The organism is Pelomicrobium sp. (assembly GCF_036803785.1).
GTDB lineage: Bacteria > Pseudomonadota > Gammaproteobacteria > Burkholderiales > UBA6910 > Pelomicrobium.
Genome location: NZ_DAIRTR010000097.1, coordinates 1 through 11,596 on the forward strand (window position 1 = coordinate 1; position 11,596 = coordinate 11,596).

At 68.0% G+C, this 11,596-nt stretch carries 8 protein-coding genes and 1 riboswitch; of the genes, 4 read left to right on the forward strand and 4 right to left on the reverse strand.

Going from position 1 to position 11,596, the window contains the following annotated elements; genetic code table 11:
• Positions 1-126 precede the first annotated feature (126 nt).
• Positions 127-1,410, reverse strand: a complete 1,284-nt coding sequence (locus V7Q81_RS11355) for a TolC family protein (RefSeq protein ID WP_333843336.1) — start codon at positions 1,408-1,410, stop codon at positions 127-129.
• A 113-nt stretch (positions 1,411-1,523) separates the two neighbouring features.
• Positions 1,524-1,919 (reverse strand): hypothetical protein, encoded by a 396-nt coding sequence (locus V7Q81_RS11360; RefSeq protein WP_333843338.1) that lies wholly within the window; start codon positions 1,917-1,919, stop codon positions 1,524-1,526.
• 134 nt (positions 1,920-2,053) lie between these two features.
• Here V7Q81_RS11360 and V7Q81_RS11365 point away from each other — a divergent pair, with 134 nt between their 5' ends.
• Positions 2,054-2,959, forward strand: coding sequence for an alpha/beta hydrolase (locus tag V7Q81_RS11365; RefSeq protein ID WP_333843340.1), 906 nt, complete (start codon positions 2,054-2,056; stop codon positions 2,957-2,959).
• A gap of 185 nt (positions 2,960-3,144) precedes the next feature.
• Here the strand turns inward: V7Q81_RS11365 and V7Q81_RS11370 are convergent, their stop codons facing one another.
• Both V7Q81_RS11370 and V7Q81_RS11375 read right to left on the reverse strand, forming a co-directional pair.
• Positions 3,145-6,630 carry an FAD-dependent oxidoreductase gene (locus V7Q81_RS11370; RefSeq protein ID WP_333843342.1) on the reverse strand — a complete coding sequence of 1,162 codons (3,486 nt, stop codon included), beginning with the start codon at positions 6,628-6,630 and terminating at the stop codon, positions 3,145-3,147.
• Positions 6,631-6,715: 85 nt separating this feature from the next.
• Complete coding sequence (locus V7Q81_RS11375) at positions 6,716-7,969, reverse strand: CapA family protein (protein ID WP_333843344.1); 1,254 nt, start codon at positions 7,967-7,969, stop codon at positions 6,716-6,718.
• A 285-nt stretch (positions 7,970-8,254) separates the two neighbouring features.
• A riboswitch (cobalamin riboswitch) is annotated at positions 8,255-8,479 on the forward strand.
• 130 nt (positions 8,480-8,609) lie between these two features.
• On the opposite strand from V7Q81_RS11375, the gene btuB reads away from it, so the two are divergent.
• The 3 genes from btuB to V7Q81_RS11390 form a co-directional block, all read left to right on the forward strand.
• The gene (gene btuB, locus V7Q81_RS11380) at positions 8,610-10,469 is read left to right on the forward strand and encodes a TonB-dependent vitamin B12 receptor (RefSeq protein ID WP_333843346.1); all 1,860 of its coding nucleotides are present in this window, start codon (positions 8,610-8,612) and stop codon (positions 10,467-10,469) included.
• 39 nt (positions 10,470-10,508) lie between these two features.
• Positions 10,509-11,090 carry a hypothetical protein gene (locus tag V7Q81_RS11385; protein WP_333843348.1) on the forward strand — a complete coding sequence of 194 codons (582 nt, stop codon included), beginning with the start codon at positions 10,509-10,511 and terminating at the stop codon, positions 11,088-11,090.
• Positions 11,091-11,111: 21 nt separating this feature from the next.
• On the forward strand, positions 11,112-11,596 hold a 485-nt coding region (locus tag V7Q81_RS11390; RefSeq protein ID WP_442954820.1), incomplete at its 3' end, for a nucleotide-binding protein.

An 11,596-nucleotide genomic window follows, 5' to 3' on the forward strand; every position in this document is an offset into this window, starting at 1 on the left:
GCGGCTGGGTGCGGGCCTCCGGCGCTGTCCTGGCCGCCGCGGCCGCCTGCTTGAGTAGGGCGATGCCCAGCGCGGCGCCGCCGCTCGTAGCGAGAAAACGTCTGCGATCCATGGCATGACTCCGATTCAGTGTTGGCCGGCGTGGGCGGCGCCGGTTTTGAGCGTTTCCTGGGGCGCGGCCGGTTCGGCATAGTTGAAAGCGACGGGCTGCGGCAGCTCGCCGCCCACCGCCTGTTCCAGGTCCAGGGTGGCGATCCAGAAGTCCCGCACCGCTTCGAGGTATTGCTTGCGCGCTTCCAGCTCCTCCCGCTTCGCCTCGATCAGGTCGTAGACGCCCACCAGCATGCCGTTGTAGTGCTTGAGCGTCTCGTCCACCAGGGCGGTCTTCACCGGCAGCACGGTGGCCCGGTAGCCGTCGGCCCGGGCGTAGGCGAGCCGCAGCCGTGCTTCGGCGTTGGCCACTTCCGCGGCCACGCGGCGATGGGTTTCCAGGAGCTCGAGCTCAGCTTTGGGCACCGGCGCCTGGAGCCGGTACAGATTGTCCGGAGCGAGGAGCGGGAGCCGCACCCGGGTCTCGGGCAGCGCAGAGGCATAGCCGGTGGGGTTGTCGGCGCGGAACCGCTCTTCGGCCCGACGCGCGTCCAGCCGGTTCGCCCAGGCGAAGGCCTGAAGCCCTTGCCACTGGGGCAGGGTGTCGGGGAGCGCGGGAAGCCCCGCGGTCTTCAAGGGACGGCCGCCCGGCACGAGGCTCAAGCGCCGCGCCAGCTCCCGCTGAGCGTTGGCGAGGGCGACCCGGGCGAGGTCCCGCTCGAGCGTCACTTCGGCGAGCTGAACACGATGAGGAAGCGTTTTGAGGAGGCTGGCGTTGCCCGCCTTCCGCTGGCCGTCCCCGAGCTCCGCAGCGGCCAGGGCGGCCTCGGCCAGTTGCTCGGCGTGGGGCGCGAGCGCCTCGGCGAGGGCGAGATCCAGGTAGGCTCCGGCCACTTCCCGGCTCACGGCCAGGGCCGTCCGGGCCACCTGGGCGCGCAGCTCGTCCGGGGCGCGCAAGGGTTGTGTCGCCGTGGCAAGCGGCAGGCCGAGGAAATCGCTGCGCACCTGCAAGGGCGCCGCCCGGGAGGCCAGCAGGCCCGATTGCACCAGGGCGGAAGGCGTGATCCCCAGTTCCCGGTACTCCCGCAGGAGCTCGGCGTTGGTCACCAGGGCGATGCGGATCGCGTCGTGCAGCGTCAGGGGCCCGGCGAGCAGGGCTTCCACTGCGGGCTCGACGCCACGGGCGTAGGAGCCTCCTTGCAGGTTGGGCAGGCGGGGGCCGCCTGCCCGCTCTTGTGCCGCCTCGGCCGGAGGGAAGCCGAGGGCGGCGGCCAGAGCGACGGCCGCAAGGGCCAACGCTACGCGAGGAATTTGCGACATAAGCTGACTCCCATTTCCAGTTGAAACCGGCTCCGCGCTGGACGTGGAGCAGGAGGAGGGCGCGAATCGTCGCGCCCCGGGGCGGCGGTTTCAGCCGCCCGACGGAATGGGGTTCAGAGGAGGGGTGGCCGCTGAAAGGAGGCGAGAAAGACCGGCCGGGGCGCGAGCACCGCCAGGGTCGGCTGGGCGTCCGCGATCACCGGGCGGGCCGTGACGGTCGCCGCGGGAAGCCCTGGCGCGCTGCACTGCTGGCATAGGCTGCAGCCGTCGCAGGCGGGCAAACCCCGGGAATCCCCGTCCTGGGAAGCGGGCGGGTCCGCGGCGGGGCTTTGGTGATCAAGGCCTTGGGAATCGTGGGGCAGGCCGTGTTGTGCCAAGTGGACGGCGTGCCAGCCATGATCGGCGGGGGGGCTGCCGTTTCCGTGGGTGCCGCAGAAGGGCATCACAATGCCGGCGAAGCCCTGGGCGGGCAGCCAGAACGCCAGCAGCAGGAGGACAATGCGTTTCATTACAATGGTCACGGGCGGCAGTATACGGCAGTGGCCTCGCTTCGGGCAAACACGCTCGTAGACAGGAGGACATCGGCCGAGTTCCTCGATCCGCAAGGATTCTCAAGCGTGCCAGAGGAGTACAGGAGTCAGCCATGGAACCCAGCATCGATCCGTTCTTCGAGCGGCAGTACAACGCCCGTGCGGCGATTCCCGACCATCCCCAGATTTTCGCCCGCTGGGCCGAGACGTCCGCGCGCGTGCGGGCCGAATGGCCCTGCGTTCTGGACGTACGCTATGGAAAGGGGGGAAAGCAAACCCTGGACGTGTTTCTCTCCCAGGGGCCGAGCCGGGCGCTGCTCGCGTATTTCCACGGGGGCTACTGGCGTTCCCTGGACAAGAACGATTTTTCTTTCCTGGCGCCCGCCCTGGGGGAAGCAGGCGTCACCGTGGCCATGGTCAACTACGATCTCGCGCCCGAAGTCACGGTGGCCCACATCGTGGAGGAGGCGCGGGAGGCGGTCGTATGGCTGCTGCGCAACGCCGGCGACTACGGTGCCCATCCGGGCAAGCTCTTCGTCGCGGGCCACTCCGCGGGGGCCCATTTGGTCGCCATGCTGTATGTGACCGACTGGAACCGGGTGTACTCGGGGCTCACCCCCAAGGTGATCAAGGGAGGTCTGGCGGTGAGCGGAATCTATGACCTGGCGCCTCTCGTGGAAACCAGCATGAACGCCGACCTGCGCCTCACCCTCGAGGCCGCCCGAGGGCTAAGCCCCGTATACATGGAGCCGCAGGTGAGGGCTCCCCTCACGGTGGCGGTAGGGGGAGAGGAGAGCAGCGAGTTTCGGCTCCAGACGGAGCTCCTGGTTGGCCGCTGGAAGGAGCGCCTCCAGGTCGAACAGATCCCTATGCCTGGGTTTCATCATTTGAGTGTCATCGAGGCGCTGGGCCGCAAGGGGTCGGCGCTGCACGCCGCGGCGATCCGGCTGATGGGCCTGGACCGGGAGGAAGGAAAGGAGGAGCCCGAGGAAGAAAAGGACGAGTGGGGGGAGGATTGACAACCGGGTATAACGGCTGCACAAGCTCTCACGGGATGTGCCGCGGGGTCCCGTTCGCCGGTCTCGTTCCAGCGTGTTCGGCTGCGCTTCTGCGCCGCCCTGTGCCTACGGGCGCAATGCAGGCTGCGGATGAGCACAAATTGTCCCGAACAAAGGCGGGCTGTTTGTCATGGGCCGACTGAAGGCTAGGCGCCGGCTCGGCAGGCGGCCCGTTGGTCGCCGGGGATCAGCCGTCCGAGGCAGCGGCGCACCCAGCGGGCGGTCAACTTTTCCTGCAGTGCGTTCTGGGACAGCCTCGAGGCGAGGCAGGCGAAGCTCACCTGATCCAGGGGCTGGTCCTGGTTGAAGCAGGAGAAGACCACTTCCTCCCGGCCGGTGGCCGGGTCCCGGTGCAGTTGTAGGCACTGGCCGCAGATCTCCTTCATCATGCACTGCATCGGCGAGTTGATGGAGCCGATGGCCACGTGGCCGGGCTTGAGATACGGGGCGAGGCGACCGGTGCGCGCCTCGGCCACCGCGGCCATCATGCGCTCCGAGCCGATGGCGACGATGCGGTCCACGGCCGAAAGGGGCGGCCGCGGGGTTCCCAGCGCTCCCTGGGCGTAGGCTTCCATGGCCTGGACGATGTTGCCGATGAAGGCCTTGTCCTGGGGTCGACCCGGAATGAAGCCGGGCGCCTCCTCGCAGCACCACACCACCACGTCGGCGGCCGCTTCGATGCGCTGCGCATGGTAGCGGTCGGCAAGCCGTTTATACCCGGCGAAGTAGAGCACGCGGCAGCCGTTGGCGCGCAACGCCTGGCCGATGGAGAAGAGCACGGCGTTTCCCAAGCCCCCGCCCGCGAGCAGGACTGTCTCGCCTGTGGGGATTTCGGTCGGGGCACCGGTCGGTCCCATTACCACCACCGGCTCGCCGGGCCTGAGCAGGGCGCATACGTCGGAGGAGCCTCCCATCTCCAGCACGATCAGGGACAAAAGCCCTTTCTCCTCGTCGACCCAGGCCCCGGTCAAGGCGAGCCCTTCCATGGCGAGAAGCGTCCCGTCGGCACGGGGTGCACACGCCTCGAAGTTCTGCAGTCGATAGAACTGTCCCGGGCGGAAGCGACGGGCGGCCATAGGCGCGTGCACCACCACTTCGACGATGGTGGGGGTCAAGCGGTGCACCGCGTGCACCGTGGCTCGAAGCTCCTGGTTCAACCGGGCGAGCAAGGCCTGCGGCGCCACCGGCTCGGGCGGCCGCGAGTGCAGCTTGCGGGACAGCACCGGATAGCCTTGCTTCGCGCCGGCCATGGCCTTGACCACGTTGCCGGCGTAGGACGGATGCAAGTCCCCCCAGAAACTCATGGTCCGCCCATCGGGGAAGAGGGCCATCAGCACGTGGGGCTTTGCCGGCTTGGGGCTACGTCCCGGCGCGGCGGGCCGCCCCTCTTCGTCCAAGGCCTGGTAGTAGGCGCCGTCCAGGGGCGGGAGCAGCCCGGGAAACTCGCGGGCGAGCACGGTGTTCGGTTGGGTGCCGGCAGCGATCAGCACGGTGCGCGCGGCGAGCTCCACTTCGCCGCCGCCGCTGGTGTGCTGGAGCCGTAGCCGCTGGGCGGCACCGAAATCGTCGGTGAGGACCGCCACCGGCTGCAGGTTCTCGGCGAAGCGTACCCCCTCCTCCATGGCTTTGCGCACTTCCTCGTGATTGAGTCGGTAGCTCGGGGCATCCGCCAGCCGCCGGCGATAGACGATGGTGACGCCACCCCAAGCCTCAAGCAGCTCCCGCAGCCGCGGCGCGCGGCCTTCCCGGGCGGCCGCGGCGCGCTCGGCGCGGATCGCCCGGGCATGGGCGAGAAACTCCTCGGCAATGGCCGCGTCCTCGGCGCTCCAGCCGGCGCGCACCGCCGCCTCCCCCTGCTCGGCCGCGAGAGTTTCGTAGCGGGACAGGAACTTTTCCACCTGTACCGGGTAGTAGGCCAGCGTCTCGGTGGCGGCATCGATGGCGGTCAGGCCCCCGCCGATCACCACCGCCGGCAGGCGGATCTGCAGGTTGGCGATGGAATCCGAGCGCGCGGCGCCGGTCAACTGCAGCGCCATGAGGAAGTCGGAGGCCATGCGCACGCCCCGGGCGAGTGCGTTTTTCATCGGCACCACGGTGGGCCGGCCGGCGCCCGTGGCAAGGGCGATGTGGTCGAAGCCCATTGCCAACGCGTCTTCAGGCGTGAGAGTGCCGCCGAAGCGTACACCGCCGAACAAGGCGAAGCCCTTGCGCCGCTCGAGGAGCAGGCGCACGAGTTTCAAGAAATTCTTGTCCCAACGCACGGTGATCCCGTATTCGGCCACCCCACCGAAACCTGCCATTACTCGGCCGCTCAAATCCTCCCACAGCTCGCCCACGTCCCGGATCGGCCGGAACGGCACCCGCCGACCGTCCAGGGTGACACCAGAGAGCGCTTCCGGCAGCGGCTCGATCTTCAGCCCGTCGATGGCCACCACCGTATGGCCTTCGTTCAGGAGATGGTGCGCCAGGTTGAAGCCCGCCGGACCCTGGCCCACCACCAGCACTTTATAGCCCGTTTCGGGACGCGGCACCGGGCGCGCCAGGTGTAGGGGTGTCCAGCGGGTGAGGAGACTATAGATCTCAAATCCCCAGGGCAGCGCCAGCACGTCCTTTAGCACTCGCGTCTCGATCTGGGGAATATCCACCGGCGCCTGCTTCTGGTAGATGCAGGCCTTCATGCAGTCGTTGCAGATGCGGTGGCCGGTGGCGGCGGCGAGGGGATTGTCCACCGTGACGATGGCCAGCGCCCCGAGAGAGGCGCCGTGGGCCTTGGCGAAATTCATCTCGGAAATCTTCTCTTCCAGCGGGCAGCCGGTGAGCATGGCGCCGAGGGCGTTCGAACGGAAGTTACCGCCCTTGTCCCGCAGCCCCACGGAGCAGGAATCCTTCGACTGGCCGTGGCACCAGATGCAGTAGTTCGCCTGGTCGAGCACCGCTTCCTCGCCCATTCCGGGATCGGTGAGGCGAAACCCGTCGCGCCGGCGCAGATGGGCTTCGTCCAGGCGCAGCCGCGTGATGCCGTGGTCCGTTTGCGGGGACGCATCCACCAGATGGGCCGGGTCGAGCTTGGCGGGGACCTTGAAGAGCGTGCCCTCAGCGTGGCGCGCGCGACCGGCGGACGTATACACCGCCCAGGCGCTATAGCGCTCGGCCAGCGCCAGGGCGGCTTCGTCACCTTCCGCAAGCCAGCGCTCCACGTGGCGCGCGAAGGTGGCCTCCGAGAACGTTTGCCCCATGCGCTGCTCGAGCTCGCGTGCGAGCGCGGCCCCGTCCTCCCGCTCGGCCTCTGCGGGAGAGCGGGCGGTGAGCGCCCGGCGCTGGACGAACTGACGCTTGATCCGGTAGAGCCGCTGCGCGGCCTCGTGCTGGGCGTTTAGGCGCGCGACCTCCGTCTCGATGCCGAAGAGCTGCCCGAGGAAGACGTCCAGATGGGGGGCCGCTTCCACCAGGAGGTGGGAGTACTGGAGCTTGGTGACCGCTTCGGGGCGCGCCCGAGCCGTAACCAGGTGCTCGTGCACCTGCGGCGCACTGCGGCGCAAGTGCTCGAGAAAAAGCCGATCGATGCGCTCGATGCCCGAGCGCTCGTAGAGATCGGAGAAGGTCAGACCGAAAGCGAGCTCAAGCGTGTCCATAGCAACAGAGGGCCATCGATCACCGCCCTCGATCACTCCTTAAGTGTAGCGAAAGGAAACCATTCCTGGCGACTTGCGGTACGCTTTACGCCCAGCGAAGCACAAGCGTATCGTCGGCCTGACGTTCCACCCGAGTGCCGAGCGCTCGCCCTTCGCGGTTTAAGGTTTGCTCGATCCAGCCCACGTCCAGGCCACGGGCACGGTTGAGGCGAAAGTGGCGTAGCTGCATCGGCGTCAGCGCGAAGCGGGAGAGCTTGCCGGTTGACGCGTCGAAGGTCGGGAAATACATCAGGACGAGATCGGGTCGGAACGGTTCATAGCCGCTGATTCCCTCGTAGTCGTTCAACAAGTCCCCGCAGCCATAGAGAATCGGCCGATCGCGGTAGACCTCGATGCCCTTCGGGTGATGGGACGAATGACCGTGCACGAGATCTACCTGGGCCGCATCGATCAGCCGGTGGGCGAACGCCCGCGCTTCCTCCGCGATGCCATAGCCCCAGTTGCTGCCCCAATGGAGCGAAACGACGACAATGTCGCCGGCGCGCCTGGCGGCGCCCACCTGGCGGGCAATGGCCTCCGCCGTACGGGGCGACAGCTCGTCGAGGAAGCTCACCCCTGCGCGGGCCTCGCCCGCGGCCCACGCCCGCGGCACGCCAGCGCTTTCGGTGCCGTAGGCGAAAACGAGCACCCTTCCGCCACGACGATGCTCGATCGTCGCCGGTGCCGCGGCCTCCGCCGCATTACTCCCGGCACCGACGGTGCCTATTCCTGCCGCGCGCAGGGCGTCCAACGTCTCGGCCAGACCGCGGTAGCCCCAGTCCAGCACGTGGTTGTTGGCGAGCACGCAGCAATCGATCTTGGCCGCGGATAAACACGCCACGTTGCCGGGATGCATGCGATAGTGGATTCTTTTGCGGGGCCATGCTTCTTCCGAGGTCGTGACCGCGGTTTCCAGATTGATGATGCGCGCAGCGGGGCGCATACGCTCCAACTCGGTCAGGGCATCGCCCCAAACATAGGCGAAGTCGACCGGCCGCGGAATCGGCCCGCTCGCCCGCTCTGCCAGCTCGACATAGCCCAGCGCCGAGCGCAGGTAGGGCTCGCGCAGATCGGGCTTACTCGGGTGAGGCAAGATCTGATCCACACCGCGCCCGGTCATCACGTCGCCACAGACGAAGAGAGTGACCTCGTGGGCATGCATGCGCGAGCCCTCCTCGGTTCGCGGCCCGGGCCTTGGGTCGGCAGTGGCGGGAAAGCTCGGCACCGCCGATGGGGCGCTCACCGACACTACGCCCAGCAACGCCTTGCCGGCCTTCACAAGAAAATGGCGTCGATTCACGACCCCCTGCCCTGCCGGACGCCGCTTACTTCTGGCCATCTAGCCCTGACCGAAAGTGGGCCACGCGCGGAGGCGCGCTTCGCCCGATCCGCTCCTTTACGACCGATTTGCCGCTCGTGGGTTTTACGCTACCACGAGTGATGACGAAACGCGCGGATCTTAGAGGTCTTCGCGTGGGAGAGCCTTGCCACGACGGTGCTCTGTCGGGCCATGGACAACTTACGGCCGCCAGACTCCCGAGGAGGCGGTGAGATTCGTCCTTGACACGCGCCTCTCCGCACCGATACATTGACTCACGCTTCAGGTACTGGGCCGGCGGCCGTCGGCCCAGTGAAACGGGAAGCCGGTGCGTCCGGATCGACCGGGCAAGGCCGGCGCTGCCCCCGCAACGGTAAGCGAGTCAAGGGTCTGCATCACGCCACTGCGCAGCGCGCGGGAAGGCGCAGACCCGGACGGTTCGACACCGCTCCACTCGCAAGCCCGGAGACCGGCCTGGAGCGCAGCGCAGGGGGATCGCGGAGGGCGGTCCGACGGCGGCAGGCGGTTTCTACAGCGCACGCTCCGTTTCCTCCTTCCTCCGCATCCGTTCTCGAATAACGCAAGGCCCGCCGCGGGTGTGCGCGCGGGCGGAGGCAAAGCCATGAAAAAAATCTACGCGCCGGCGGGCTGGGTGCTGCTTGCCGTCTGCAGTGGATCTTGGGGGGCGGAAGGGTTGCCAGCTAGGGAAGTGGTGGCCCTCGCGCCGGTCGTCGTGACTGCTAGCCGCACCGCGCAGACCGCCGAGGAGACTCTGGCCTCGGTCACGGTAATCACCCGGGAGGACATCGAGGCGAGCCAGGCGTTGTCCGTCCAGGAGGTGTTGCGGGGGCTCGCCGGCCTCTCCATTGCCAACAACGGCGGGCTCGGAAAGAACACCTCCTTGTTTCTGCGCGGCACCGAGTCCGACCACGTGCTGGTGTTGATCGACGGCATCAAGGTCGGCTCGGCCACCCTGGGCCAGGCGGCGTTCCAGGACTTTCCCCTCGAGCAAATCGAGCGCATTGAGGTGGTGCGCGGTCCCCGCTCGAGCCTGTATGGGTCGGAGGCGATCGGTGGCGTGATCCAGATCTTCACCCGCCGGGGAGGGGGAGCGCCCGCGCCCTACTTCAGCGTCGGTGCCGGCACCCACAGCACCTCGTCCCTGGTGGCGGGCCTGCAGGGGGGCGGCGAGCGGAGCTGGTTCCACCTGGGGCTGAGCAACCTGGACACCCAGGGGTTTAACGCTTGCACCGGTAAGCCATTCCCAGGGGGCGCAGGCTGCTTCACCGTCGAGCCCGACGCCGACGGCTACCGTAACCGCGTCGGCTCGTTGCGCCTGGGGCACCGCTTCGACAACGGCGCGGAGGTGGACTTTCATGCCCTGCGCGCCAAGGGGCAGAACGAGTTCGACGGCACCTTCGTCAACGAGTCCGAGTCGGTGCAGCAGGTGGTGGGCGGGCGGCTGAAGTTCTCGCCCCTCTCGCGCTGGCAGGTAGCCCTCACCGCCGGCCAGAGTCGGGACGAGTCGGACAATTTCCTGAACGGGGTGTTCCAGAGCCGCTTCGACACCCGGCGCGATCTGTTTTCCCTGCAGAACGACATCGCCCTCGGGGCAAACCAGCTGGTCACCGTCGGCTTCGACCATCAGAACGACCGGGTGGATGGCACTGTCGCCTTTCCGGTGACTTCACGGCGCAACGAAGGGCTCTTCGCCCAGTACCTGGGCCGGCTGGGGGCCCACGATCTGCAAGCGTCCCTGCGCCGCGACGACAACGAGCAGTTTGGGGGCAAGACCACCGGCGCCGCGGCCTGGGGCTACGAGCTCATGCAAGGCCTGCGCTTCATCGCCTCCTATGGCACGGCCTTCAAGGCGCCCACGTTCAACGAGCTGTTCTTTCCCGGCTTCGGCAACCCCAAGCTCCACCCAGAAGAATCTCGAAGCGTGGAGGTGGGGTTGGAGGGCATCGGGCGCCTCTGGCGCTGGTCGCTCCACGCCTACCAGACCCAGGTGGACCAACTGATCGCCTTCGACGCGGCCACTTTCTTGCCCCAGAACATCGACGAGGCGCGTCTGCGGGGAATCGAAGGCATCGTCAGTGGACAGATGGCCGGCTGGCGGATCGTGGCCCACGCCACCCTCCTGGACCCGGAGAACCGGAGCAGCGGACCGAACCACGGGAAGGTGTTGCCCCGGCGGGCGGAGCAGTCCGCCCGCCTGGACGTGGACCGGGACATCGGGCGTTTCACCGTCGGCGCCACCGTGGTGGCAGAGGGCCGGCGCTTCGACGATCTGGCCAACACCCGCCGCCTGGGCGGTTACGCCACGGTGGACCTGCGGGCCGAGTACCGGCCCTACAAGGATTGGGCGGTGCAGCTCAAGGTGGGCAACGTGTTGGACAAGGACTACGAGACGGCTGCCTTCTTTCCCCAGGACGGCACCACCGTCTTCGTCACCCTGCGCTACCGGCCCCAGGGCGGGTGATGGGTTCATTTTTCGCGCGACGTCATAGGAGGACTCATCGTGCATGCGCTGCATCGCCATGGCCCGCTCCTTGCCGGCCTGGGCCTTGCTGCCCTGATGGCCGCCACCCGCTCTCACTCCTTCGGCCCAGCTCTCCCGCTTCCCGACGCGTCCTGGGCCGTGTTTTTCCTGGCGGGCATGTTCCTGCGCTCAAGCGGGTGGTTCGCTACGTTTCTCGCCGAGGCCGCCGCGATCGATTTTCTCGCCATCACGGCAGGTGGAGTGAGCGGCTGGTGCGTGACGCCCGCCTATCCCTTTCTCGCCTTCGCCTACGGGGCCCTGTGGCTTGCGGGGCGCGGGTGCGGCTGGCACGGAGTGGGCGGTGGCCACGGGTGGGCGCGCGCAGCGGCGGCGCTTTTCGTCGGCGTCACCGCCGCCTTCTTGATCTCCAACGGGAGTTTTTACCTGCTTTCGGGTTACTTCCCGACGCTGAGCGGGTTGGAATACGCGGCCCGTGTAGCCCGCTACTACCCGCGGTATGCGCTGAGCACTTTCTTCTATGCCGCGCTGATCCTCGTCGGATACGGACTCCTTCGATGGCTTGCGCACCCGCGCCCGGATGGAGTAAACCAATCCCCATGACGCTGCTTTCCGCCATCGCTTATGCCGCCAAGCGCCCTTGAGCCTGGGCCCGGGACCGCTGTCCGGCGACGCTGTCCGGCGCTGCTGGTGGCGGCCCCTGCTTCGGGACAGGGCAAAACCACGGCCACGGCGGCCCTCGCCCGCCTGCATCGCAGCCAGGGGCGACGGGTGCGGGCGTTCAAGACCGGGCCCGATTTCCTGGATCCCATGATTCTGGAACGGGCCTGCGGCGCGCCGGTGTATACGCTCGACCTGTGGATGGTGGGGGAGGCGGAGTGCCGCCGCCGCCTGTTCGAGGCAGCGGGGGAAGCGGATCTGATCCTGGTGGAAGGGGTCATGGGCCTGTACGACGGCGAGCCCAGCAGCGCCGACCTGGCGATCGCCTTGGGCCTGCCGGTGCTGCTGGTGGTGGACGCTTCCGCCATGGCCCAGACCTTTGCTGCCGTGTGCCACGGGCTCGCCACCTACCGGCCGGGGCTGCGGGTGGCGGGGGTGGTGGCCAACCG

Coding starts and splice junctions, on each gene's coding strand:
- V7Q81_RS11360 (WP_333843338.1), bottom strand. CDS start 1,919: ATGAAACGCATTGTCCTCCTGCTGCTGGCGTTCTGGCTGCCCGCCCAG.
- btuB (WP_333843346.1), top strand. CDS start 8,610: ATGAAAAAAATCTACGCGCCGGCGGGCTGGGTGCTGCTTGCCGTCTGC.
- V7Q81_RS11370 (WP_333843342.1), bottom strand. CDS start 6,630: ATGGACACGCTTGAGCTCGCTTTCGGTCTGACCTTCTCCGATCTCTAC.
- V7Q81_RS11365 (WP_333843340.1), top strand. CDS start 2,054: ATGGAACCCAGCATCGATCCGTTCTTCGAGCGGCAGTACAACGCCCGT.
- V7Q81_RS11355 (WP_333843336.1), bottom strand. CDS start 1,410: ATGTCGCAAATTCCTCGCGTAGCGTTGGCCCTTGCGGCCGTCGCTCTG.